The sequence below is a fragment of the Pseudomonas sp. NPDC087358 genome, assembly GCF_044900785.1.
GTDB lineage: Bacteria > Pseudomonadota > Gammaproteobacteria > Pseudomonadales > Pseudomonadaceae > Aquipseudomonas.
The window spans coordinates 382969-409378 of the sequence record NZ_JBJDOA010000001.1; the positions used below are offsets into that span (position 1 = coordinate 382969).

15 protein-coding genes and 2 tRNA genes are annotated in these 26410 nt (G+C 60.9%); 7 read left to right on the forward strand and 10 right to left on the reverse strand.

Annotated features, from left to right (window positions below):
* The first annotated feature begins 101 nt into the window (after positions 1 to 101).
* Together ACI2KS_RS01695 and ACI2KS_RS01700 are read left to right on the forward strand one after the other, a co-directional pair.
* Entirely contained in the window at positions 102 to 2183 is a 2082-nt protein-coding gene (locus ACI2KS_RS01695; RefSeq protein WP_404616663.1) for a carboxy terminal-processing peptidase, read from the forward strand.
* 155 nt (positions 2184 to 2338) lie between these two features.
* Positions 2339 to 4123, forward strand: coding sequence for a bifunctional diguanylate cyclase/phosphodiesterase (locus ACI2KS_RS01700; RefSeq protein ID WP_404616664.1), 1785 nt, complete (start codon positions 2339 to 2341; stop codon positions 4121 to 4123).
* A gap of 151 nt (positions 4124 to 4274) precedes the next feature.
* Here ACI2KS_RS01700 and ACI2KS_RS01705 read toward each other — a convergent pair whose 3' ends face one another.
* The 5 genes from ACI2KS_RS01705 to ACI2KS_RS01725 form a co-directional block, all read right to left on the reverse strand.
* Positions 4275 to 4649, reverse strand: coding sequence for a hypothetical protein (locus ACI2KS_RS01705; RefSeq protein WP_404616665.1), 375 nt, complete (start codon positions 4647 to 4649; stop codon positions 4275 to 4277).
* Positions 4646 to 4996, reverse strand: a complete 351-nt coding sequence (locus ACI2KS_RS01710; RefSeq protein WP_404616666.1) for a helix-turn-helix domain-containing protein — start codon at positions 4994 to 4996, stop codon at positions 4646 to 4648. The genes ACI2KS_RS01705 and ACI2KS_RS01710 overlap by 4 nt, the downstream gene beginning before the upstream one ends.
* Positions 4997 to 5366: 370 nt before the next feature.
* A complete protein-coding gene (locus ACI2KS_RS01715; RefSeq protein WP_404616667.1) occupies positions 5367 to 5816 on the reverse strand; it encodes a YkvA family protein in 450 nt (149 codons plus the stop codon).
* A 418-nt stretch (positions 5817 to 6234) separates the two neighbouring features.
* The gene (locus ACI2KS_RS01720; RefSeq protein WP_404616668.1) at positions 6235 to 7023 is read right to left on the reverse strand and encodes an FKBP-type peptidyl-prolyl cis-trans isomerase; all 789 of its coding nucleotides are present in this window, start codon (positions 7021 to 7023) and stop codon (positions 6235 to 6237) included.
* Between the two features lie 300 nt (positions 7024 to 7323).
* A complete protein-coding gene (locus tag ACI2KS_RS01725; RefSeq protein WP_404616669.1) occupies positions 7324 to 11127 on the reverse strand; it encodes a molybdopterin-dependent oxidoreductase in 3804 nt (1267 codons plus the stop codon).
* 728 nt (positions 11128 to 11855) lie between these two features.
* Between ACI2KS_RS01725 and nirB the strand changes: the two genes are divergently transcribed.
* Together nirB and nirD are read left to right on the forward strand one after the other, a co-directional pair.
* Positions 11856 to 14417: a nitrite reductase large subunit NirB gene (nirB, locus tag ACI2KS_RS01730; RefSeq protein ID WP_404616670.1), complete on the forward strand. Its 2562-nt coding sequence runs from the start codon at positions 11856 to 11858 to the stop codon at positions 14415 to 14417.
* Positions 14414 to 14791 carry a nitrite reductase small subunit NirD gene (gene nirD, locus ACI2KS_RS01735; RefSeq protein ID WP_404616671.1) on the forward strand — a complete coding sequence of 126 codons (378 nt, stop codon included), beginning with the start codon at positions 14414 to 14416 and terminating at the stop codon, positions 14789 to 14791. Before nirB ends, nirD begins: the two co-directional genes overlap by 4 nt.
* 205 nt (positions 14792 to 14996) lie before the next feature.
* Here nirD and ACI2KS_RS01740 read toward each other — a convergent pair.
* Both ACI2KS_RS01740 and ACI2KS_RS01745 read right to left on the reverse strand, forming a co-directional pair.
* Positions 14997 to 15073: transfer RNA gene (locus tag ACI2KS_RS01740), tRNA-Asp, on the reverse strand.
* Positions 15074 to 15092: 19 nt separating this feature from the next.
* A tRNA-Val gene (locus ACI2KS_RS01745) sits at positions 15093 to 15168 on the reverse strand.
* Between the two features lie 159 nt (positions 15169 to 15327).
* Here ACI2KS_RS01745 and rdgC point away from each other — a divergent pair.
* Together rdgC and ACI2KS_RS01755 are read left to right on the forward strand one after the other, a co-directional pair.
* Entirely contained in the window at positions 15328 to 16248 is a 921-nt protein-coding gene (rdgC, locus tag ACI2KS_RS01750) for a recombination-associated protein RdgC (RefSeq protein ID WP_404616672.1), read from the forward strand.
* A gap of 130 nt (positions 16249 to 16378) precedes the next feature.
* Positions 16379 to 17341, forward strand: coding sequence for a bile acid:sodium symporter family protein (locus tag ACI2KS_RS01755; RefSeq protein WP_404616673.1), 963 nt, complete (start codon positions 16379 to 16381; stop codon positions 17339 to 17341).
* Between the two features lie 107 nt (positions 17342 to 17448).
* On the opposite strand, the gene ACI2KS_RS01760 is transcribed toward ACI2KS_RS01755, so the two are convergent.
* Entirely contained in the window at positions 17449 to 19320 is a 1872-nt protein-coding gene (locus ACI2KS_RS01760) for an MFS transporter (RefSeq protein WP_404616674.1), read from the reverse strand.
* Between the two features lie 258 nt (positions 19321 to 19578).
* A complete protein-coding gene (locus ACI2KS_RS01765; protein WP_404616675.1) occupies positions 19579 to 20724 on the reverse strand; it encodes a TDT family transporter in 1146 nt (381 codons plus the stop codon).
* Positions 20725 to 21071: 347 nt separating this feature from the next.
* On the opposite strand from ACI2KS_RS01765, the gene ACI2KS_RS01770 reads away from it, so the two are divergent.
* Positions 21072 to 24545 (forward strand): NahK/ErcS family hybrid sensor histidine kinase/response regulator, encoded by a 3474-nt coding sequence (locus ACI2KS_RS01770; protein WP_404616676.1) that lies wholly within the window; start codon positions 21072 to 21074, stop codon positions 24543 to 24545.
* A 74-nt stretch (positions 24546 to 24619) separates the two neighbouring features.
* On the opposite strand, the gene aceK is transcribed toward ACI2KS_RS01770, so the two are convergent.
* Positions 24620 to 26338 carry a bifunctional isocitrate dehydrogenase kinase/phosphatase gene (gene aceK / locus ACI2KS_RS01775; RefSeq protein WP_404616677.1) on the reverse strand — a complete coding sequence of 573 codons (1719 nt, stop codon included), beginning with the start codon at positions 26336 to 26338 and terminating at the stop codon, positions 24620 to 24622.
* Positions 26339 to 26410: the final 72 nt, after the last annotated feature.

The following is a 26410-nucleotide window of genomic DNA, read 5'->3' on the forward strand; positions in this document are numbered from 1 at the left end:
CAGTATTGTCGAGCGCAGCAGTTTTCTCACCGCCCGCAGGAAACCGGCGATCTCATAGACGGCCTAATATGCGTTATCAATTGTCCCCGCGTCGAATCAGCATGAAGCAATTTTTGCCCAGCACCACCCTTGCATTACTCATTGGCCTGGCAGCCCTGCCAATGTCCGCCAGCTCTTTTGCAGCCAACAGCTGGGATAATCTTCAACCTGATCGCGATGAGGTCATCGCCAGCCTGAATGTCGTGGAGCTGCTCAAGCGCCACCACTACAGCAAGCCGCCGCTGGACGACAAGCGCTCGGAGATCATCTATCAGAGCTACCTGAAACTCCTCGATCCTGCGCGCAGTTATTTTCTGGCCAGTGACATCGCCGAGTTCGACAAATGGCGTTTTCAGTTCGACGACTTCCTCAAGAGCGGCGACTTGAATGCGGGATTCACTATCTACAAGCGTTATCTGGACCGCATCAAGTCGCGTCTGGATTTCGCCCTGGCCCAGCTGGACAAAGGCGTCGACAAGATCGATCTGACCACCAAGGAAACCTTGCTGGTCGATCGCAAGGACGCGCCATGGCCGAAGAACGAAGCCGAACTGGACGACCTGTGGCGCAAACGCGTCAAGGATGAAGTGCTGCGCTTGAAGATCGCCGGCAAAGACCCGGCGAAGATCCAGGAAACCCTGACCAAGCGCTACAAGAATCAGCTGGCACGCCTGGGGCAGACCCGCAGCGAAGACATCTTCCAGGCTTACCTGAACACCTTCGCCATGTCCTACGATCCGCACACCAACTACCTGTCGCCTGACAGCGCGGAAAACTTCGACATCAACATGAGTCTGTCGCTGGAAGGCATCGGCGCGGTCCTGCAAAGCGACAACGACAACGTCAAGATCGTCCGCCTGGTCCCGGCCGGCCCTGCCGCCAAGACCAAGCAAGTGGCGACCGCCGACAAGATCATCGGCGTCGCCCAGGGCGACAAGGAAATGGTCGACGTGATCGGCTGGCGCCTGGACGAAGTGGTCAAGCTGATCCGCGGTCCGAAAGGCTCGGTCGTGCGTCTGGAGATCGTTCCGGCCAGCAATGCGCCGAGCGATCAGACCACCAAGATCGTGTCGATCACCCGCGAAGCGGTGAAGCTCGAAGAGCAAGCGGCCAAGAAGTCGATCCTGCACCTCAATCAGGACGGCAAGGACTACAAGCTGGGTGTGATCGAGGTTCCTGCGTTCTACCTGGACTTCAAGGCGTACCGCGCTGGCGATCCTGAGTACAAGAGCACCACCCGCGACGTGAAGAAACTGCTGACTGAATTGCAGTCCGAGAAAGTTGACGGGGTGGTCATCGACCTGCGCAACAACGGCGGCGGCTCGTTGCAGGAAGCCACCGAACTGACCAGCCTGTTCATCGACAAGGGCCCAACCGTATTGGTGCGTAATGCAGACGGCAAGGTCGACGTGCTCGAAGACGAGAACAGCGGCGCGTTCTACAAAGGGCCGATGGCGCTGTTGGTCAACCGCCTGTCCGCCTCGGCCTCGGAGATTTTCGCCGGCGCCATGCAGGATTATCACCGCGCGCTGATCATCGGTGGCCAGACCTTCGGCAAAGGCACCGTGCAGACCATTCAGCCGCTCAACCACGGTGAGCTGAAACTGACCCTGGCCAAGTTCTACCGGGTTTCCGGCCAGAGCACCCAGCATCAGGGCGTACTGCCGGACATCGCCTACCCGTCGATCATCGACACCAAGGAAATCGGCGAAAGCGCGCTGCCTGAGGCAATGACCTACGACACCATCAAGCCTGCGATCAAGCCGGCGGTCGATCCGTTCAAACCGTTCCTGGCGCAGTTGCAGTCCCGTCATGACGTGCGTTCGGCCAAAGACGCCGAGTTCGTGTTCATCGAAGAGAAACTGGCGCTGGCCAAGAAGCTGATGAGCGAGAAAACCATCAGCCTCAACGAAGCCGATCGCCGCTCCGAACACGCCGACATCGAGAGCAAGCAGCTGGTGATGGAAAACGTGCGACGCAAGGCCAAGGGCGAAGAACCGCTCAAAGAGCTGAAGAAAGAAGACGAAGACGCACTGCCGGTAGATGACGACAAGACCAAACCCGAAGACGACGCTTACCTGTCGGAAACCGGGCGCATCCTGATCGATTACCTGGGGCTCAGTGGTTCCGTCGCGAAGAAGTAAATCGCTGATGCCACGCTCCTACAGGGTATGCGTGGCGATAGATGAAAGATGAAGACGTGATGGCAATTGGTCATCAAATAGTCATGAATCTGTCGTGAAATACAGGGGCTCGGCGCCAAAGCGTCGAGCCCCTTTTTTCTTGCCCCGAGATTGCCATGACCGTGACTGAACAGCTGAGCGCCTTGAGTGCAATCCTGACTCACCGCGACTTGCACAGCCTGTTCCAACCGATTGTGTCGCTGTCGGATCGCCGCATTCTGGGTTACGAAGCCCTGACCCGCGGCCCATCCAACAGCGCACTGCACTCCCCCGTCAGCCTGTTTGCGGTGGCACGTCAGGCTGGCCGCCTGAGCGAACTGGAACTGGCCTGCCGCGAATCGGCGTGCCGGCGTTTCAGCCAACAGAAACTGGAAGGCAAGCTGTTCCTCAACATCTCGCCCGAATCCCTGCTCGAACCCTCGCATCCGCCGGGGCGCACTTTGCAGCTGCTGCAGCGCTATGGCATCCCGCCAAGCCAGGTGGTCATCGAGCTGACCGAACAGACACCCACAGACGATTTCGAGCTGCTCTACAACGCGCTCTATCACTATCGCGACATGGGTTTCTCCATTGCCCTGGATGATCTGGGTGCCGGTTATTCCAGCCTGCGCCTGTGGTCAGAGCTGCGTCCGGACTACGTGAAGATCGACCGGCACTTCATCGACGGCATTCACCAGGATGCGGTCAAGCGAGAGTTCGTCGGCTCCATGCTGCAGATGGCCAAGGCCTCGCGTGCGCTGGTGATCGCCGAAGGTATCGAGCTGCAGGAAGAACTGGCGGTGCTGATCGACATGGGCGTCGAGCTGGTTCAGGGCTATCTGCTGTGTCGCCCACAGGAAAACCCGCCCCGGGACGCGCGCACGCTGTTGCCGAAGATCGATCCCGGCGCGCTGGCACTCAACGAAGAAGGCAGTGACCTGAGCGCGCTGCTCAACTCGCAGCCCGCGGTGCTGCAGACCACGCCGACCGCGACCGTGCTCGAGGCGTTTCGCAAGCAGGCCAATCTCAACTCGGTGGCGGTGCTCGATGAACAGCAGCAGCCGGTCGGCATCGTCCACCGGCATTCACTGTCGGACGTGCTGCTGCAACCCTTCGCCACTGAAATCTACGCACGCAAACCGATCAGCCGGTTGATGAGCGATGACTTCCTGGCCGTCGAATTGAGCCAGTCCCTGCAACAGGTCAGCCGGCTGATCACCAGTCGTGCCCGGCAGCGGATCGAAGAAGATTTCATCATCATGAACAACGGCGCCTACCTGGGGTTGGGCCGGGTCATCGATGTGCTCAAGCTGATCACCGAACTCAAGATCCAGCAGGCGCGCTACGCCAACCCGCTGACCTTGCTGCCAGGCAACGTACCGATCCAGCAATGCCTGACCCGCCTGCTGCAACAGGGCCGCGAGTCGATGATCTGCTACGTCGATATCGACAGCTTCAAGCCCTTTAACGACATCTATGGCTATGGCCGTGGTGACGAGGTGCTGCTGTGTCTGGCGCAATGCCTGAATGACCGCATCGATCCAAGCCGCGACTTCGTCGGCCACATCGGGGGTGATGATTTCCTGATGGTGCTGGGCTCCGAAGACTGGCGCAAACGCCTGAACATGCTGCTGGAGGACTTCCAGAATCAATGCCGACGGTTCTACCGGGCCGAGCATCTGGAGGCCGGTTGTTTTGTCGCCCTCAACCGCCAGGGGCAACGACAGGAATTCGCACTGCTGTCGCTCTCGGTCGGTGTGGTGCACCTGCACCCGCAAGTGTGCAGCACGCTGGACGCCAGCCAGCTGGCGGAGCTGGCCTCACAGGCCAAGCACCACGCCAAGGAAGTCACCGGCGCGAGCGTGCATGTGATCGATACGCTGTTGATTCTGGCCGAAGACCGTGGGCGTACAGCTTGCTGACGATGTGCTGCGCAGCAGTAGTAAAACCGCCTGCCTGGGCGGCAACAGAGGCACCGCGTTCGCAGGCTTAGCTGCCGGTGCCCGGCAGATCGCCGGCAAGCCTGGCTCCCCCGGGCTGCGGCCAGAATCAAAAGCCTGGCGAACGGGTGCCCTACTCCGGCTTCGCCTCTTGCGGATAGTCGAATTCGAACACGCGCACCACTTCCGAGGCATGCCATGAGGCCGCAGCGATGCCATCGGATGGCCCCGAGAAACGACCCAGGCGTTCGGCGCATTCGAAGAAGCCGGTGCGTGGCAGGCGACTGGCGCCCTGGCTGATGACCAGAGAACTGCGCAGCGGTTGTTCGGCGCGCGCGTCAATGGCGGCCAGGTGTTCGAGTGCGGCGGTCAGGGTCTGCATGGCCGGGCTAGGCAGCTGCAAGCGTTCAAGCAGCGCGCGGTAGGTCACCAGATGGCGTTGCCGGCGGGCCAGATCCAGTTCAGCCAACAGCGCTTCCCAGTGCTGACGGCTGATCCGCACGCTCATGGCTCACCTCGCCAGCCAGGTACACCCAGCTCCCAGGCCAGGCTTCGTCGTATGGCGGCGTCGGGCTGGCGGCTGCCGTTTTCGATCATCTCAAGGTAGGACGGGCTGATGCCGACAGCACGCGCCAACCTGGCAGCTTCCAGGCCCTTGGCCTGGCGCAACGGCCCCAGTTGATCGAACGATGGCCAATCGGCAGAAGCATCATTTTCAGGATCGGCAGCCTGAGCCACGGGCGCGGCGCTCTGCGGGCCGGAAACGCCGGCGGCATGCAACAGCGCCTGATACTGCGCCCATGGCAGCACTGCGTATTCTGGCTCTCCATCGCGGGAAATAACCTGAAGATCCATACCACCCCCTGTAGGACGAAATACTGTTTCGAGTAGTCTTTTTTTCTTTATGTTTGCGGCATCTTAACAGCGGATGGGTTGCACTTGCGTGCACCTAATCGACAGACCTTTCTCAGGAGCGACTTTTTTCCGGGGGATTTGCAGCGCTTGGCACACAAAGGCGGGATTTTCGGGCCGATTGCAGCGCGGGATAGGCGTGATGGTTTTATCGGGTCGGCAGAGCGACTTGCCTGGCAGCCTGGCCGGGTCGTGGAGGTAGGCGATTGTCCGGGAAGGGCGAGCTCAGGCCAACACCGCTGGCACGCCGGAATGCGACAGGTAGCAGCGCGCCGACCTCTTCAGGTCGGCGCGTCAGGAATTACCGTGCGCTTCAGTCTTTCTTCTCTTGCTCAAGCAACTTGGGCGTGGCAGGCAAGCGTTCTACCACGGCCAGTTTTTCCGGCTTCTGTCGTGCCCGCCATTCTTTGAAGGCATTGAGCTCGGATTCGAGGTTTTTCATGACGAAGGCCAGTACCGCGATGTCATCGAGCATGCCCAGCCCCGGTATCCAGTCGGGAATGGCATCCAGGGGGCTGAGGAAATACATCAGTCCCGCCACCACCGACAGGATCGCCTTGCCACTGATGGCCCGGTATTCGCCACGCCAGTACGCCAGGCACAACGCCTGCAACAGCTTGAGGTCTTCCTTGAGCTTGCCCAGGCGATTGCCTTCGCTGGCGGCCTTGCCGGCCACCGCGAACAGCAAGGCAGGCAGACGACCGGCTGCCATCAGCCGTTTGGCCATGGGGAGATAACGAATGAAGTTCCAGGGGGCTTTCATATTCACTCCAGCGATATCGATAAAAATCGACCAAATGGTCAATCGCCACTGCGGGAAGGCCCCGTGTATCAACGGCAAGCCATCAGCCACGAAATGTTATCCACACAAATTGTGGATAACCTTGTGAACAGAGCCGCTTTTCGGCGCTGGAACGCCCGTTCTATAGGGGCTTGGCTTAAATCGCGCGTTTTTTACTCACATAAATAAACGCAAAGAATCGTTGACTTGCAGCCACCGCGAGGCTACTCACGGGTCATTCCCGGCGATGGGCATCGTCCGACAATTCCCGACATTTGCCCAATTAGCTGACGGTATTGGGACTACAGCTGCTCTGCCCGGTTCGATCGGTTTTCGACAAAAATGAAAATGCCCCGTCAAGACGGGGCATTTTTTGTTCAATCAGCAATCGATGTATCGATTACTTCTTGGCTGCTGGTTTGGCAGGTTCGTCTGCCGGTGCAGTCTCTTCTTCTTCGTCCGCGCCTGCGGCTGCATCGTTGGCGCCTGCGGCTGCAGGGTCCTTGATGGCCAGCAGTTCCAGATCGAACACCAGTACCGAGTTGGCCGGGATCATCGGGCTAGGGCTCTGGGCGCCGTAGGCCAGTTCGCTAGGAATGTAGAGTTTGACCTTCTCGCCGACGTGCATCAGTTGCAGGCCTTCGACCCAGCCAGGGATCACACCGCTGACCGGCAGGTCAATCGGGCTGCCGCGTTCGACCGAGCTGTCGAAGACCTTGCCGTCAGTCAGCTTGCCTTCGTAGTGAACGGTCACGACGTCAGTCGGCTTGGGTACCGGACCATCAGCCTTCTTGACGATTTCGTATTGCAGGCCCGAAGCGGTGGTGGTGACTTCCTTGCGCTTGCCGTTTTCTTCGAGGAATTTCTTGCCAGCGGCTGCCGACTCTTCGCTCATCTTGGCCATGCGCGTTTCGGCACGTTTTTGCAGCTCGCCGAAGGCGGCTACCAGCTCATCGTCCTTGAGCTTCTGTTCTTTCTTGCCGACGGCGTCTTCGATACCCAGCGCTACGGCTTTGGAATCCAGATCGTCCATGCCTTCCTGAGCCAGGCTCTTGCCCATGTTCAGGCCAATGCCGTAAGAGGCTTTTTGTGCCGGGGTCTTCAGCTCAACGGTGCTGGCTTGCTTGTCGCAGCCCGCGAGTACCAGACCGACCAGGGCAATCGCCGCTGCCAACCGATGCTGTTTCATCCTGTTTCCTTGTTCATGCGCCAATAGGGCAAACGAGTAAAGCCGCGAGCTTATCAGGCCGCCGCGATCAATGGCTACCGGCATGAGAGGGGGAAAAGGCAGATAAGTTCAGGTATCCAAAGGTTTTCTTGTTTGATCGAGAAAGCCGTTCAGTTTTGGTTCAGGCGCTCGCAAGAAAATCCCCTGATCGTCGATCCACTGCAGGAGTGAGCTTGCTCGCGATCCTGCCGGTCAGACTCCGCACGACGGTGATCAGAACGCTGTCGCGAGCAAGCTCACTGCTACAGGTGCAGCGGTCATTCAATACACATCCCGCAGGTAGCGCTTGTGCTCGCTCAAAGAACGCAGGTACTCCGCCGCGTCCTCTTCGCTCAGGCCACCCTGCTCGGCGATCACCTGGCGCAACGCCTGGTCGACATCCCTGGCCATGCACGCCGCGTCACCGCAGATATAGATCTGCGCGCCCTCCTGCAGCCATCGCCACAACTGGGCACCTTGCTGGCGGACGCGATGCTGAACGTAGATCTTCTCTGCCTGATCGCGGGAAAACGCCAGGCTCAGATGGGTCAACAAACCATCGCGGTGCATGCCTTGCAGCTCCTCACGGTAGTAGAAATCCGTGGCCGCATGCTGCTCGCCGAAGAACAGCCAGTTGCGCCCGCGATCACCACGCATGCGCCGCTCTTGAAGGAAAGCGCGAAACGGCGCAACACCGGTGCCCGGACCGATCATGATCATCGGCACGTCGCCGTCGGCCGGCGGGCGGAAATCCCGGGTCGGTTGCAGGAAGATCGGTACTTGGCAGTCATCGGCACGATCGGCGAGAAAGGTCGATGACACCCCCTTGCGCTTGCCATAGCGGACCGCCGACACCGTCAGGTGCACCTCATCAGGATGCGCCTTGGCACTGGAGGCAATCGAATACAGGCGCGGCTGCAGCGGCGTGAGATTGTCCAGCAACTGCTGCGCCGAGCAAGTCAGCGGAAATTCGCGCAACACATCCGCCAGCTGCCGGCCCCACAGCCAATCCTTCAGCTCACTTTTGAAGGGTTCGCTGAGCAGGGTTTTCAGCTCGCTGCCGGCGCTGCGCTCGGCGATGAAACGCAGCACCTGCGCGTTAGGGCGGGCGATTTCGAAGCCCTCGCTCAAGGCATGGCGCAAAGACACTTCGCCGGTTGCGGCAGTGCTTACCGGCTGCTCGGCATTGAGCTGCGTCAGGCTGATCAGCTCATCGACCAGTTGCGCGCAATTGCGCGGCCACACCCCCAGCGCATCGCCCGCCTGGTACTGCATGCCCGAGTCGCCCAGGGCCAATGCAAACTGGCGCGTGTCCTTGGCTGCGCCCTCCCCGTTCAATCGACGATTGATCGATAGCCGGGCGCCATGGGGTCGCGTGCGAGTGGGCTGATTATCGATAGTGTCGTGGGCCCAAGGGCCATCCGGAATATCCAGCGCCAAGGCCTTTTTCAATGCCTTGAACCAGCCATCGGCATGCACCTGGAAATCGCCATCGCAATCGACACGGGGGATCAGCGCCGAGGCCCCGAGCATCAACAGGCGCTGATCCAGGTTCTTGCCATGCTGACAGAAGCGTTCGTAGCTGCGATCGCCCAGCGCCAGCACGGCATAGCGCAGTGACTCCAGACGCGCCTGTTGCGCGCTTAACCCCTGCCAGAACCGCTGCCCGTTATCAGGCGAGTCGCCGTCGCCAAAGGTACTGCTGATCAGCGCCAGATTGCCGACCTGGCTCAATCGCTCGATCGGAAAACTGTCCATTGCCGCCACGTTCACCGCAACGCCGGCGCTGCGCAAATGTCCGCCAAAACGCTTGGCCAGGAATTCGGCATTTCCCGTCTGCGAGGCCCAGAGCAGGGTCAGCAACGGCTCGCTTTGCGGCTCATCCAGCGGCTGTTCATGGGTGTGCGGCAGGTCAAGAAAGCGATGTCCGATCAACTCGACCTTGCGCAAGGCCACCGCGCAGAATTTGAATTCCGGCTGCAGGGATATCGGGTCAATGGCGTCGCTGGTCAGTGCGTTGATCGCCAGTTGCTCGCCGTACACATCGCTCCAGTGAAACGGCGCAAAGCAATTGCCCGGCCGCACCCTGTCAGTCACTACAGCAGGCAGCAGCGCCTGGCCTCTGGCCGAACGGATCTGCACGGTGTCCTTGTCGCGGATGTTCAACGCCGCCGCGTCATCCGGGTGGATTTCAACGAAGGGTCCCGGATTGAGCCTGTTCAGGGTCGGGACCTTGCCGGTCTTGGTCAGCGTATGCCACTGGTGCTGCAAACGGCCGGTGTTGAGCACCATGGGAAAGTCATCAGTGGGCATCTCGGCCGGGAGCATGTGCGCACGTGCCAGAAACACCGCCCTGCCGTTGTCGGTGGGAAACACGATCGCCGCAGGCTGCCCCTGATCATCCAGACGCAGCGCCTGACTGACGCCATCGTTGCGATAGCGGATCGGGTTTCGCGTGCCGCTATCGTCGGGCGCACAGGGCCATTGCAGCGACTGCTCACGTAACCGCGCGTAGCTGGCGCCGCGAATGTCGTAACCGGTGCCGGGATTGCAGGCCTGTTTGATTTCCTCGAAGACCTCTTCGGCCGATGCATAGGTGAAGCCATCGGCAAAGCCCATTTCACAGGCGACGCGGGCGATGATCTGCCAGTCCGGCAACGCGGCGCCGGGCGCATCGACGGCCTTTTGCGTGAGGTTCAGGTTGCGCTCGGAATTGATCATCACCCCCTCGGCCTCGGCCCACAGCGCGCCGGGCAGGAGGATGTCGGCGTAGCGATTGGTCTCGGTGTCGAGAAACGCATCCTGGGTGATCACCAGTTCAGCGGTTTGCAATGCCTGGATCACCGTGGCGCGGTTGGCGACACTGGCCACAGGGTTGGTGCAGATGATCCAGCAGGCCTTGATCGCGCCGTCACGCATCTGCTTGAACAGGTCGATGGTGCCGCCGCCGACCGTTTGCCGCAGGCTGCCTTGGGGAATGGCCCACAGCTGCTCTATGAAGCTGCGATCGGCTTCGACGAGTACTGAGCGCTGTCCGGGAAGTCCGGGGCCCATGTAGCCCATTTCCCGACCGCCCATGGCATTGGGCTGACCCGTGAGGGAAAACGGCCCGCTGCCTGGACGACAAATCGCGCCCGTGGCCAGATGCAAGTTGCACAGCGCATTGGTGTTCCAGGTGCCATGGGTGCTCTGGTTCAGGCCCATGGTCCAGCAACTCATCCACTCCGGCGCCTGGCCGATCATCTGCGCCGCCTGGCGGATGTCGGCTTCGGCGAGGCCGGTGATCCGCGCAACATTCTGCGGTGTGTAATGCGCGAGAAAATCAGGCATCGCCTCCCAGCCCTGGGTGAACGAGGCAATGAAGTCAGCGTCGGTGTCGCCGTTTTCCAGCAACAGGTGCAACAGGCCGTTGAGCAGCGCCAGATCGGTACCGGGCCTAATCTGCAGAAACACACTGGCCTTGTCCGCCGTGGCACTGCGCCTCGGATCGACAACGATCAACTTCGCCCCGGCCTTGACCCGGTCCATCATGCGCAGGAACAGGATCGGGTGACAGTCGGCCATGTTGGCGCCAATCACGAAAAACAGATCCGCCTTGTCGAAATCGTCATAGGACCCCGGCGGGCCATCACAACCGAGCGACAACTTGTAGCCGCTGCCTGCGCTGGCCATGCACAGCCGCGAGTTGGATTCGATGTTGTGGGTGCGCACAAAACCCTTGGCCAGCTTGTTCGCCAGGTACTGCGCTTCGAGCGACATCTGCCCGGACACATAAAAGGCCAATGCATCGGGGCCGTCACGCTCGAGGATTTCGCGCAGACGCCGGGCGGTTTCGCCGATGGCGGCATCCATGTCGCTGCGCACCGGGTCCTGATTGCGCTGGTGCCGCAGGTAGGCCGACTGCATGCGTCCCGAGTCGGCGATGGCCTGGCCGCAGGTGGTGCCCTTGGTGCACAGGCGGCCGAGGTTGGAGGGATGGGCCTTGTCACCGCTGACCTTGATCACGCGGTTGTTTTCGACCTGCATGACAATGCCGCAGCCCACACCACAATAAGGACACACACTCTTTACGCTGCTGCTCGCCATGACCATTTCCCGAAGCCAAAAAAAAGACGCCCTGTTCTCCTCCGTTCGAATAACGGGGAGCACACGGCGCCTTTGTCGTGAAGATGGCAATCGGCGTTGACTGCCTTTGAGCTGACCTTTGCAAACAACAGGCCAGCATTATAGACAGGCCGGATAGCGGTCCCCCCCGCCGCTCAGGGCGGATTTGACACGGCGACCGCCGGCAAGTCTGGCTGCTACAGGTTGGGGCGAGTGCAAGTAAATCGCACTGTTTGTGTGCCGTTGAAGAGAGACGCGAATCCGCTTCTGCCCGAAGGGCGTGGGAGGCTGACTTGCCAACGATCTGCCGGGGACCGGCCACAAACCCGGTGAATGCGGTGTGTCTGATGCAGCCCAAGGGTTTGATTTGCTGCTGCTTCGCACCAGATCGTCAGCAAGCTGGCCTCCTACGCCCTCCGGGCAGAATCAAGAGCTGAACCAGGCGCCGACGGCAATCTTCATCGGGCAATAACAGCGCTGGCACAGCCATTGCTTGATCCCTGTCAAGTCAGCCTGAATCCACGGTTGGCAGCCCTGGCCGGTCAACGATGATCGACCGCCGCACATGGCAACGGGCTCAGCAGGTTGTGCCGACAGTGTGGTCGAGTGGCAACCCATAAAAGAACAGGCAAAGGCGCCTGGAACCGAAAGGTTCCGGGCGCCTTTTTTTTGCTTTCAAAAAACCTGATTGGCTTTGCCAGGGACTCGATATGAACACCACATTTGCCCCGTGTAACGATGTGCAGACACTGATCGTCGTTGGCAACGGTATGGTCGGTCACCACTGTGTCGAGCAACTGATCGCTGCCGGTGCGCTTGAGCGTTATCGCATTCATGTGTTCGGTGAGGAAGGTCAGCGCGCCTATGACCGTGTGCATCTGTCCGAATACTTCGGCGGGCGCGATGCCGAGTCGCTGGCCTTGAGTGATGCCGCTTTATATGAGCAGGCCGGCCTGACCCTGCACCTGGGCGTGCCAGTGTTGCAGATCGACCGGGCCGGTCGCCAGGTCATCACCGCCAGCGGCTGCTTTGCCTACGACAAGCTGGTGCTGGCCACCGGTTCCTATCCGTTCGTGCCGCCCATCGAGGGTGCCGAAGGCCACTCGCGGCTGGTCTACCGCACGCTGGACGACCTGGACAGCATCCGCGCTGCGGCCAGCAAGGCAACCCGCGGCGTGGTGGTCGGCGGCGGGCTGCTGGGACTTGAAGCGGCAAACGCCCTTAAATCATTGGGCCTTGAGGCTCACGTGGTGGAATTCGCCCCGCGCCTGATGCCGGTCCAGCTGGACGATCACGGCGGCGCCGCATTGAAGGCGCGCATCGAGGCCCTGGGCGTCGGCGTGCATCTGTCCCGCGCCACCCAGTCGATCACTCAGGGCGAGCAGTACCGCTATCGGATGAATTTTGCCGGTGACGATTTTCTCGAAACCGACCTGATCGTGTTTTCCGCTGGCATCCGCCCGCAAGACGCCCTCGCCCGCCAGTGCGAGCTTGAGCTGGGCCCTCGCGGCGGCATCGCCATTGACGAACATTGCCGCACCAGCGATGCCGAGATCTTCGCCATTGGCGAATGCGCGGCCTGGAACGGCAGCGTCTTCGGGCTGGTCGCACCGGGTTACCAGATGGCGCGCAACGTCGCCGCGCAGTTGTGCGAGCTGGACGTCGAGCCGTTCTTCGGCGCCGACATGTCGACCAAACTCAAACTGCTGGGTGTGGATGTTGGCTCCATCGGCGATGCCCACGGCGCACTGACGGGCGCACGCAGCTACCGGTTCATCGATGAAGCCAGCGGCAGCTACCGGCGCCTGGTGGTCTCCGCCGACGGCAAACAGGTGCTCGGTGCGGTGCTGGTCGGCGACAACAGCTACTACGACACCCTGCTGCAATACGCGCAGAACGGCATCGCGCTGCCCGCCGATCCGTCGAGCCTGATCCTGCCCCACAACGAAGGTGCGCCCACCCTGGGCGCCGACGCCCTGCCCGCCAGCGCGACTATCTGTTCCTGCCACAACGTCAACAAAGGGGCGATCTGTTCGGCCATCGACGGCGGCTGCACGGACCTGGCCGGTATCAAGGCTTGCACCAAGGCAGCAACAGGTTGCGGAGGCTGCTCGGCGCTGCTCAAAAGCGTGTTCGAGCACGAACTGACCGCCCGTGGCGTGGCGGTGGACAAGAGCCTGTGCGAGCACTTCGCCTTCACCCGCCAGGAGCTATACGCCTTTGCCCGGGTAGAGCAGATCGAAAGCTTCGAAGACATGCTGGCGCGCCACGGCAAGGGCCACATCGGCTGCGATATCTGCAAACCGGTTGTCGGCTCGATCCTTGCGTCATGCTGGAACAAGCCGATCATGGACCCATCGCTGGTACCGCTGCAGGACACCAACGACACCTTCATGGCCAACATGCAGAAGAACGGCACCTATTCGATCGTGCCGAGAATCCCGGCAGGGGAAATCACTCCGGACGGCCTGATCGCCATCGGTGCAGTGGCCAAGAAATACGATTTGTACACCAAGATCACCGGTGGCCAGCGCATCGACCTGTTCGGCGCGCAGTTGCATGAACTGCCGGATATCTGGGCCGAATTGATCGCCGCCGGGTTCGAGACCGGCCACGCCTACGGCAAGTCGACGCGCACGGTGAAATCCTGCGTCGGCAGTACCTGGTGTCGTTATGGCGTGCAGGACAGCGTGCAGATGGCGCTCAACATCGAGGATCGCTACAAGGGCTTGCGTTCGCCGCACAAGCTCAAATTCGCGGTTTCCGGTTGCACCCGTGAATGCGCCGAGGCGCAGAGCAAGGACATCGGCGTGATCGCCACCGAGAACGGCTGGAACCTGTATGTGTGCGGCAATGGCGGCATGCGTCCGCGCCACGCCGAATTATTCGCCACCGATCTGGATGACCAGACGCTGATTCGCTACATCGACCGGGTGCTGATGCTTTACATCCGCACCGCCGACAAGCTGCAACGCACCTCGGTCTGGCGCGAGTCGCTGGAAGGCGGCCTGGATTACCTCAAGGCGGTGGTCATCGACGACAGCCTGGGACTGGCCGCGGAACTGGAGGCACAGATGCAACTGGTGGTCGACCGTTATGAATGCGAATGGGCCAACGCCCTGAAGAGCCCGGAAAAGCTCAAGCGCTTTCGCACCTTCGTCAACGACAAGGGCGCCGACCCGGACATTCATTTCGTCAAGGAACGCAGCCAGCGCCGCCCGGCGCGGGCCCATGAACTCAATCTGATTGCTACCCGGGAGATCGCACGATGAGCCAGGCCAATGCAGTGATGATGGAGGCATCGCACACCCAAGCCTGGCGCGCGGTGTGCGCGCGCCAGGACCTGGTGCTCAACTCCGGCGTGGTGGCGCTGGTGGGCAACACCCAGGTGGCACTGTTCTATGTGGCCTCGATCAGCGGCACCCCCCAACTGTTTGCCGTGGACAATCGCGACCCGGTGTCGGGCGTCAATGTGATCGGACGCGGCTTGATCGGCAGCCTTGCCGGGGATCTGGTAATCGCCTCGCCTCTATATAAGCAGCATTACCGGCTGGAAGATGGCACTTGCCTTGAGGACCCGGCCTTGCGCCTGCGCACCTGGCCGGTGCGGCTGACGGGGGATGTGGTGGAGATTGATGTGGGGTGAGTCAGTCTTGACCCAGATCTTGTAGGAGGAGCTTGCTCGCGATTGCGGTTTGTCTGATACATCAGGATGGCCTGACACACCGTCATCGCGAGCAAGCTCACTCCTACAGGGGGCTGCCCATAGCCAAATCCCAGGCACAAAAAAAGCGACCCTAAGGTCGCTTTCTCTGTCGTTACGAGGAGTTCAAGGGCCTCGTAACTCAATATGGCGCAGCGGACGGGACTCGAACCCGCGACCCCCGGCGTGACAGGCCGGTATTCTAACCGACTGAACTACCGCTGCGCGTAACACTTGAAACGAATGGTGGGTGATGACGGGATCGAACCGCCGACATTCTGCTTGTAAGGCAGACGCTCTCCCAGCTGAGCTAATCACCCTTCGCTTCGGTGTGGCGCGCATTCTACGGAGCGATCAAAACTCTGGCAAGCACTTTTTTAAATAATTTTTATAATCCTGCCAAAGGGTTACATCAGGGTTGGCCGCAGGGTCGCGGCAGCGAATAATGCCCCCCTTTGTATAAAGGAGAGATGTACCCCATGTGGTTCAAAAACCTGCTTGTCTATCGCCTGACCCAGGACCTGCCATTTGACGCCGAGGCGCTGGAAACCGCATTGGCGACCAAGCCTGCACGTGCATGTGCCAGCCAGGAGTTGACCACTTACGGTTTCATCGCCCCGTTCGGCAAGGGCGAAGACGCTCCGCTGGTGCATGTCAGTGGTGACTTCATGCTGGTCTCGGCGCGCAAGGAAGAACGTATCCTGCCGGGCAGCGTGGTCAACGACGCACTTAAAGAGAAGATAGAAGAGATCGAGACCGAGCAGATGCGCAAGGTCTATAAGAAGGAACGCGACCAGCTCAAGGATGAAATCATCCAGGCGTTCCTGCCACGCGCGTTCATCCGTCGCTCCATGACCTTTGCCGCCATCGCGCCCAAGCAAGGCGTCATCGTGGTCAACGCCTCCAGCCCGAAACGCGCCGAAGACCTGCTGTCCACCCTGCGTGAAGTAGTCGGTTCGCTGCCAGTGCGTCCGGTGACCGTGAAAACCGCGCCGACCGCCGTCATGACCGAGTGGGTCAAGACTGGCCAGACCGCCGAGAGCTTCTTCGTTCTCGACGAATGCGAACTGCGCGACACCCACGAAGACGGCGGCATCGTCAAATGCAAGCGTCAGGACCTGACCAGCGACGAAATCCAGCTGCACCTGAGCACCGGCAAAGTCGTCACGCAACTGTCGCTGGCCTGGCAAGACAAGCTGTCGTTCGTGCTCGACGACAAACTGGGGGTCAAGCGCCTGAAGTTCGAAGACCTGCTGCAAGATCAAGCCGAGCAGGATGGCGGCGACGATGCGCTGGGCCAGCAGGACGCCAGCTTCACCCTGATGATGCTGACCTTCGGCGAGTTCCTGCCGCAGCTGTTCGACGCCCTGGGCGGTGAAGAGATTCCGCAAGGGATCTGAGCCCGAACGCAAATCTGTCTGGCTACAAGACCTGTAGCAGTCCGGCCGGACTGCTACAGGTTCGAGGTCCGCCGGGCTTTCATTCGATAAGCCCGTTAACCGTTCAGCAAAACAATAAAAGGAGCAAGTCATGCGTGCCCTGGCTGCATTGAGTCGTTTTGTCGGTAATACCTTCGCGTACTGGGTGCTGCTGTTCGCCGTATTGGCGTTCCTGTTCCCGACCTGGTTCATTGGCCTGAAGACCCTGATCGTGCCGCTGCTGGGCCTGGTCATGTTCGGCATGGGCCTGACCCTCAAGCTCGACGATTTTTCCGAAGTCGTGCGTCATCCGTGGCGCGTGGCCCTGGGCGTGGTTGCGCATTTCGTGATCATGCCCGGCGTGGCCTGGTTGCTGTGCCAGTTGTTTCACCTGCCAGCGGAAATCGCCGTCGGCGTGATCCTGGTCGGTTGCTGCCCAAGCGGCACTTCATCCAATGTGATGACTTGGCTCGCCAAGGGCGATCTGGCGCTGTCGGTGGCCATCGCCGCCGTCACCACCCTGCTCGCCCCGCTGCTGACCCCGGCGCTGATCTGGCTGTTGGCGTCGGCCTGGTTGCCGGTGTCCTTCATGGAGATGTTCTGGTCGATCCTGCAACTGGTGATGCTGCCCATCGTGCTGGGCGTCGTCGCGCAACGCCTGCTCGGGGCTCGGGTGCAATTTGCCGTGGACGTCCTGCCGCTGATCTCGGTGGTCAGCATCGTGATGATCGTCTGTGCGGTGGTGGCGGCCAGTCAGGCCAAAATCGCTGAGTCGGGCCTGCTGATCATGGCCGTGGTCATCCTGCACAACAGCTTCGGCTTTCTGCTGGGTTACTTCACCGGCAAGCTGTTCAAGCTGCCATTGGCCCAGCGCAAGTCGCTGTCACTGGAAGTCGGCATGCAGAACTCAGGGCTGGGCGCGGCCCTGGCCAGCGCCCACTTCTCGCCACTGGCGGCGGTGCCCAGCGCGCTGTTCAGCGTCTGGCACAACATCTCCGGGGCGTTGCTGTCGACGTACTTCAGGAAGATGCAGCCGGATGCAGTGGTCACGCAAGACAAGCCGGTGGTTGGCTGAAATCCTTTCGCGAGCAAGCTCGCTCCCACGGCCTTCGGCCAGAATCAGGTTTTGTATTCGCTACAAAACCTGTAGGAGTGAGCTTGCTCGCGAAGGCGGCACATCGGTTATCGCACTCCCCCACGCAACTCCGCCACCCTCTCACGCACCAATGCCGGTGCTGACTCTCCTGGCGCGATCACTGGCCCTGCCACCAACGTCACCTTCGACCACAACCTGCGAAACACGCCCTTGTCCGGATCGCGGCTGAAGAAGCTGCCCCACAACCCTTGCAATGCCAGCGGGATCACCGGCACGTCGGTGTGCTCCAGCACGCGAGTCATGCCGCCTTTGAATTCGTCGATTTCCCCCGTGGTGGTCAGCTTGCCTTCCGGGAAGATGCACACCAGCTCGCCATCATTCAGATACTCGGCAATGCGCTTGAACGCCTGATCGTAAATCAACAGGTCTTCACCGCGGCCGGCAATCGGGATCGCCCCTGCGGTGCGGAAGATGAAGTTGAGCACCGGCAGGTTGAAGATCTTGTAGTACATGACGAAGCGGATCGGCCTGCGCACGGAACCGGCGATCAGCAGCGCGTCGACAAACGACACATGATTGCAGACCAGCAACGCCGCACCTTCGTCAGGAATCTGCTCAAGATCGCGATGCTCAACGCGGTACATGGAATGGCTGAGCAGCCAGATCATGAAACGCATGGTGAATTCCGGGACGATCTTGAAGATGTAGGTGTTGACCGCGATGTTCATCAGCGACACCACCAGGAACAATTGCGGGATCGACAACTTCACAACGCTGAGGAAGATGATCGACACGATCGCCGAGACCACCATGAACAGCGCATTGAGAATGTTGTTGGAGGCGATCACCCGGGAGCGTTCTTTCTCCGCCGTGCGCGACTGGATCAGTGCGTACAGCGGCACGATATAAAAACCGCCGAACACGCCGATGCCGAGGATATCCAGCAGCACCCACCAGGCCTTGGCATAGCCCAATATCGCCAGCCAGTTGTTGGCCTGCACGTTTTGCGGGAAATCGCCCGAGTGCCACCACAGCAACAGGCCGAACACGGTCAGCCCCATGGAGCCGAACGGCACCAGGCCGATCTCCACCTTGCGCCCCGAAAGACGCTCGCAGAGCATGGAGCCTGCGGCGATGCCGATGGAGAACACGGTGAGGATCAGGGTGACCACGGTTTCGTCGCCGTACAGAAACTCCTTGGCATAGGCCGGAATCTGCGTCAGGTAGATCGCGCCGACGAACCAGAACCACGAGTTGCCGACAATCGAGCGCGACACTGCCTTGGTCTGGCCCAGGCCCAGTTTCAGGGTGGCCCAGGATTCGCTGAAGATGTTCCAGTTCAGGCGCAGTTGCGGGCTGGCCGCCGCAGCCGGAGGAATGCCACGGCTGGCCAGATACCCCAGGCACGCCACCAGCACCATGGCGGTGGACACGATCGGTGCGTAGTGGGTCGCCGACATCATGATCCCGGCGCCGATAGTGCCGGCCAGGATCGCCAGAAAGGTGCCCATCTCAACCAGGCCGTTGCCGCCCACCAGTTCGTTTTCGTGCAGATGCTGCGGCAGGATCGAGTATTTCACCGGCCCGAACAGCGCCGAATGCGTGCCCATGGCGAACAGCGCGGCCAGCATCAACGACAGGTGATTGAACATAAACCCCGTCGCGCCGACCAGCATGATGCCGATCTCCAGCACCTTGATCATGCGGATCAGCCGGTCTTTGGGATACTTCTCGCCGAACTGCCCGGCCAGCGCCGAGAACAGAAAGAACGGCAGGATGAACAGCAACGCGCACAGGTTGACGTAGATCGAGCGATCACCCTCGATAGCCAGCTTGTACAGAATGGCCAGGATCAGCGATTGCTTGAAGATGTTGTCGTTGAAAGCCCCGAGGGACTGGGTCACGAAAAACGGCAGGAAACGCCGCTTGCCCAACAGACTGAACTGCGACTGACTCATCCCTCTTCATCCTGAATAGCGCCGGTACCGGCTTTGAGATTGGAAGACCGGTGTGCGATCCGAGCCACATTGAAGACGTTGAACGGGCATCTGTCGATCATTTCGTGGCGAACGTGTGCGCCAGGTTTGCGGCGTTGAAGATCTTGCAGGCCGATCTGGATCCCCTGTAGCAGCACGGCTTGCCGGCGGTGGCGGACGTCAAATCGCTACCGCCGGCAAGCCGGACTGCTACAGGGAATTTCTAACCTCACCCATCGATCAACGCTTCAACCCCGCAATGCACGGCGAAACGAACAGATCACCTTTGTAAGCCCCCACCACCGTGCGTTTCATGATCACCAGCCACAGCGCCGCAAGACCCGCCACCAGCAGGCTGCCCGATACCTCAAAGAAACCCAGGTGCAGCACCGCCCCAAGCTTGAGTGTGGTCAGGGCAAACACGCCCAGGGGGAAGGTGAAGCCCCACCAGCCCAGATTGAACGGGATGCCGTTGCGCAGATAACGCGCAGTGATCAGCACCGCCATCAGCAGCCACCACACGCCGACGCCCCAGAGCAGCAAGCCGACGATCAGGCCCAGGCCCGAGGCGATCTCACCGACACCTGGCAAACCATTGGCGGCAAAAATGGCAGGTGAATCGGCGCCCAGCACCATCAGGCCGAACGCACCGGTGCTGATCGGCCCGAGCGCCAGCCAGCTCGACGCAGCCATGCTTTCGTGGGGCAGTTTGTGCAACGCCATGCGCAGCAACAGGATGGTCAGGATGCTGAACGCCACCGGCACCGACAGCGCCCACAGCACGTAGCTTGTGATGAGCACAGCGAACTGGCTGTGGCTGTCGGCCAGGTGTGGCGCCAGCAGCCCGCCGCTGACCGCCGCCACTTCCGCCGCCACGACAGGCAGCAGCCACACGGCGGTCATCTGGTCGATGCGATGTTCCTGGCGGGTGAACATCATGAACGGGATCAGCACGCCGCACGCCAGCGCCATTGCCACATCCAGCCACCATAAGGCTTCGGCCAGTGGCAGCACGGCATCGCCCCAGCGCGGCAGGCCGAACGTGAGCAGGCCGTTGATGAGGGTCGCCAGGCCCATGGGAATGGTGCCGAAGAACATCGACACGGTTGAATGGCCAAACACCCGCCGCGCTTCATCGAAGAACATCACCCAACGCGCGGCATACAGAAAACTGAAAGTCAGGAACATGACGATGTTCAGCATCCACAACCCTTCGGCCAACCGAAACAGGCCGGGGATGGGCATCGGCAGTTGTGTCAGCACGGCGGACAGAATGCCCGTGCCCATGGTCGCGGCAAACCAGTTGGGCGTGAATTGACGAATGACTTCGCGCGGATGGCTCAATTGGCTCAACGGTTTGCGGGGAATGAAAATGGCATGGCTCATGGGGTCGCTCCTGTCCTCGTGTGAGGTGGTCCCCATGTTACGGCGGGATCTGTTATCTATTAAGCGGGTAGTTTCGTTATGGGTCATAGATTTAACAGATATGGACAGTCCCCTGTAGGCGTGAGCTTGCTCGCGATTGCCATTTGTCATCCGCGAAAAATGTAGCGGATGTAACACCACTTTCGCGAGCAAGCTCATTCCTACAGGTTGTTCGTCGACCGATAGACCTGCGACACCACGCCGCTCAGACCTTGGTCGAAACAGACGAACGCCATTGGCCGTGCGAGACTGTTCCACCTGCAACGGATCGCCACCCCAATCGTTGCCTGCTTGAGTCTGGAGTTTCCATGTCGCTGTCCAGCGGACTGATCGCTGCCGTCGCCCTGGCCTATATGGCCATCATGTTCGCCATCGCCTTTTATGGCGATCGTCGGCGTGGCGCCCTGCCGCCTCGATTGCGCGCATGGGTGTACAGCCTGTCGCTGGCGGTCTACTGCACCAGCTGGACATTCTTTGGCGCAGTGGGTCAGGCCGCTGAACAGCTCTGGTCGTTCCTGCCGATCTATCTGGGGCCCATCGTGATGATGGTGCTGGCGCCTTGGGTGCTGCAGAAAATGGTGCTCATCAGCAAGCAGGAGAACATCACCTCCATCGCCGACTTCATCGCCGCGCGCTATGGCAAATCGCAGTCGCTGGCGGTCGTCGTGGCGCTGATCTGCCTGATCGGCGTGCTGCCCTACATCGCCCTGCAGCTCAAGGGCATCGTGCTGGGGGTGAACATTCTCATCGGTGCCGGTGCCGACGCCGCTGGCACCCGTGCCCAGGACACTGCGCTGATCGTGTCGCTGGTGCTCGCACTGTTCACCATCGTCTTCGGTACCCGCAACCTGGACGCCACCGAGCACCACCGCGGCATGGTGCTGGCGATCGCTTTCGAGGCGCTGGTCAAGCTGTTCGCGTTCATGGCCGTGGGCGTGTTCGTGACCTTCGGTCTGTACGACGGGGTCGATGATCTGTTCAATCAGGCGATGCTCGCGCCGCGCCTTGAGGAGTACTGGAAGGAGACGATCAACTGGCCGTCGATGGTGGTGCAGACCGGCGTCGCGATGATGGCGATCGTGTGTCTGCCCCGGCAATTTCACGTGACCGTGGTGGAGAACATCGAGCCGCAGGATCTGCGCCTGGCCAAATGGGTGTTTCCGACCTACCTGCTGCTGGCCGGGCTGTTCGTGGTGCCGATCGCCCTGGCCGGCCAGATGCTGCTGCCAGGCTCGGTATTGCCGGACTCGTTCGTGATCAGCGTACCGCTGGCCCATGCCCATCCAGCACTGGCTTTGCTGGCCTTCATCGGTGGTGCTTCGGCGGCCACCGGCATGGTCATCGTCGCCAGCGTCGCCCTGTCGACCATGGTCTCCAACGACATGCTGCTGCCGTGGCTGCTGCGGCGCAAAACCGCCGAGCGACCGTTCGAGGTGTTCCGCTACTGGATGCTCTCGGTGCGCAGGGTCAGCATCGTGGTCATTCTGCTGCTGGCTTATGTCAGCTACCGATTGCTTGGTTCGACGGCGAGCCTGGCCACCATCGGCCAGATTGCCTTCGCCGCCATCACCCAGCTGACGCCGGCCATGATCGGCGCGTTGTATTGGAAACAGGCCAATCGTCGCGGTGTGTTCGCCGGTCTGGCCGCCGGCGTGTTCATCTGGTTCTACACCCTGGTGCTGCCGCTGACCGCTCACAGCATGGGCTGGGCGCTGAGCAGCTTTCCGCTGCTGGCCTGGCTGCACGGCAATCCGCTGAACCTGCCGATCAGCCCGCTGACCCAAGGCGTGGTGCTGTCGATGGCCGGCAATTTCATCCTGTTCGCCTGGGTCTCGGTGCTGTCGCGTACCCGGGTCTCGGAACACTGGCAGGCTGGGCGTTTCATCGGTCAGGAGTTGCAGGCGCGGCCCAATAACCGGTCGTTGCTGGCGGTGCAGATCGAAGACTTGCTCAAGCTCTCGGCGCGTTTTGTCGGCGAGGAGCGCGCCCAGCAGAGCTTCATCCGCTTCGCCTATCGCCAGGGCAAGGGTTTCAATCCGAACCAGAATGCCGATGGCGAGTGGATCGCCCACACCGAGCGCCTGCTGACCGGCGTACTCGGCACCTCTTCGACCCGCGCAGTGGTCAAGGCGGCCATCGAAGGTCGCGACATGCAGCTTGAGGATGTGGTGCGGATCGCCGATGAAGCCTCCGAAGTGCTGCAGTTCAACCGCGCGTTGTTGCAGGGCGCCATCGAGAACATCACCCAGGGCATCAGCGTGGTCGACCAGTCGTTGAAACTGGTGGCCTGGAATGACCGTTATCTGGAGTTGTTCGACTACCCGGACGGGCTGATCAGCGTCGGCCGCCCGATTGCCGACATCATTCGCTACAACGCCGAACGCGGCCTGCTGGGGCCTGGGGAAGCGCAAGTGCATGTCGCCCGACGCCTGCACTGGATGCGCCAGGGACGTGCACACACCTCCGAGCGGCTGTTTCCCAATGGCCAGGTGATCGAGCTGATCGGCAACCCGATGCCGGGTGGCGGATTCGTCATGAGCTTCACCGACATCACCGCCTTCCGCGAGGCCGAGCAGGCGCTCAAGGGCGTCAATGAAAGCCTGGAGCAGCGGGTTGCCGAACGTACCCGCGAGTTGTCGCAGCTGAACCTGGCACTGACCGAAGCCAAGGCCCACGCCGAAGCCGCCAACCAATCCAAGACCCGCTTCCTCGCAGCGGTCAGCCATGACCTGATGCAGCCGATGAACGCGGCGCGACTGTTCTCGGCAGCCTTGCTCCACGTCGACGACAACATTCCCGACGAGGCGCAAAAACTGATCCAGCACCTGGACAGTTCGTTGCGTTCGGCGGAAGACCTGATCAGCGATCTGCTGGATATTTCGCGCCTGGAAAACGGCAAGTTCACCCCGACCATCGCGCCGTTTCCCTTGAGCAATCTGTTCGACACCCTGGGCGCCGAGTTCAAGGCACTGGCGCAGGAGCAGGGCCTGAGTTTCCGCATGCGCGGCAGCCGATTGCGCGTGGCCAGTGATGTGAAGTTGCTGCGTCGGGTTTTGCAGAACTTCCTGACCAATGCGTTCCGTTACGCCAAGGGGCCGATTCTGCTAGGAGTGCGACGCAAGGGCGGGCAGTTGAGCCTGGAGGTCTGGGACCGTGGCCCGGGGATCCCGGAAGACAAGCGCCAGGTCATTTTCGAAGAATTCAAACGCCTGGACAGCCATCAGACCCGCGCCGAAAAAGGCCTGGGGCTGGGGTTGGCGATTGCCGATGGCCTGTGCAGGGTACTGGGCCATACCCTCCAGGTACGCTCATGGCCGGGCAAAGGCAGCGTGTTCAGCGTCACCGTGCCGCTTGCCCGTTCGCAAACGCTGCCGCCGCCGGTGCCTGCGCAAGCCAAAGGGACGGCGCTCAACGGTACTCAAGTGCTGTGCATTGATAACGAGGACAGCATTCTGATTGGCATGAACAGCCTGCTCAGCCGCTGGGGCTGTCAGGTCTGGACCGCGCGCAATCGCGAGGAGTGTCAGGCCCTGCTCGACGAAGGCATTCGCCCGCACCTGGCGCTGGTGGACTATCACCTGGATCACGGCGAAACCGGCACCGAACTGATGGCCTGGCTGCGCACGCAACTGGGCGAGCCTGTGCCAGGGGTGTTGATCAGCGCCGACGGCCGACCCGAACTGGTGGCGCAGGTGCATGCGGCGGGGCTTGAGTACCTGGCCAAACCGGTGAAACCCGCCGCATTGCGCGCGCTGTTGAGTCGGCATGTGAGCCTGAGCTGAGATCGCGATACCGGCTGACACACAGCAATCGCGAGCACGTTCACTCCTGCAGCGTTTGACCAAACCGCAGGTTTTCAAGCCTGCGGTTTGCGTCGATACGGAAACACATCAATCACCTTCCCCGCCCGAATCGCCTCCTGCAACCCTTTCCAGTAATCAGCGTCGTACAGCTCGCCATGCAGTCGGTTGAAAAGTCGGCGCTGATCCATGTCGGCAAACAGAAACGGTGGAAACTCTTCGGGAAACACGTCCAGCGGACCGATCGAATACCAGGGTTCGCAGGCCATCTCATCCTCCGGCGTGCGCGGCTCGGGGATGCGCCGGAAGTTGGCCTCGGTGAGGAGACAGATCTCGTCGTAGTCGTAGAACACCACACGGCCGTGGCGTGTGACGCCGAAGTTCTTCAGCAGCATGTCGCCGGGAAAGATATTCGCTGCCGCCAGTTGCTTGATCGCCAGGCCGTAGTCCTCCAGCGCTTCATGCACCTGCGCCTGGCTGGCATTCTCCAGATAGAGATTGAGCGGGGTCATGCGCCGTTCGGTCCAGCAGTGACGAATCAACACCGTCTCGCCCTCCAGCACCACGGTCGAGGGCGCCACATCCAGCAATTCCGCCAGGCACTGCGGATCGAATTTTTCGACCGGGAAGCGGAAATCGGCAAACTCCTGGGTGTCGGCCATGCGCCCTACCCGATCGACGTTTTTCACCAACCGGTACTTCTCGATCACGGTCGCGCGGTTGACGTTCTTGGACGGCGAGAAGCGATCCTTGATGATCTTGAACACCGTGTTGAAACCCGGCAACGTGAACACGCTCATGACCATGCCGCGCACCCCCGGCGCCATGATGAAGCGGTCATCGGTGTCGGCCAGGTGACGAATCAATGCCCGGTAGAACTCGGATTTGCCGTGCTTGTAGAAACCGATCGAGGTGTACAGTTCGGCGATGTGCTTGCCCGGCAGGATGCTCTCGAGAAAGCCGACGAACTCGGCTGGCACCGGCACATCGACCATGAAATAGGAGCGCGTGAAGGAAAAGATGATCGAGACCTCGGCCTCGTCGGTGATCAGCGTGTCGATCTGCACGCCTTGCCCTTCACGGTGCAGCAGGGCAATGACCAGCGGCCATTGCTCATCGAGGGTGTGAATGCGCCCGACCAGATAGGCCCCCTTGTTGCGAAACAGCACCGAGGCAAACAGCTCCACGGTCAGCGCCGAATCGCGGCACACCCAATCGGGCAGACTCTCACGCAACACCGCTTGCAGCCGAAGCAGATCACCTGGCAGATCGGCATAGACCAGATTGAAGCGGTAGTCATCGAACACCTGCGCGAGCATTGCGGCAAGGTCGCCATGGGGCTGGTACATGCGCGTTTGCGCAACGCGTTGCCGATGACGAACGGCAGGCCGCGTGGTGTGGATGAACATGCAGCCGTCGCTGATCAGGTCATGACTGAACAGGCTGCAGAAGATCGAGTTGTACCAGGTCTCGGCCAGTTCATCGTCCAGGCGTGGGTCAATCAGTTCGATGTACGCGCTTTTGACCTGCGGCCAGCAAGCGGCGTCCAGGAGAATATCCGCCGCGAAAGCCTCGCGCAGCCAGCCCGTGACCTCGCCGACCTTTTCCTCGTACAGGCTGATCCGCGCCGCTGAGGCGGCCTGGGCCTGCTGCCACAGCGCCTGTTCGAAGCGCAACTGCGCGCCATCGGCAATCTGCTTGAAGTGTCGACGGTAGTCATCGAAGCCATCGAGGATCAAGCGGGCGATGGGCGCAGCAGGCCATGAGGAAGACATCGGGCTATCTCGCAATTGTTCCTGGCCCGAGCTTAGCAGCGGATGGGCTGTATCACCCCCATCCGCCAGCAA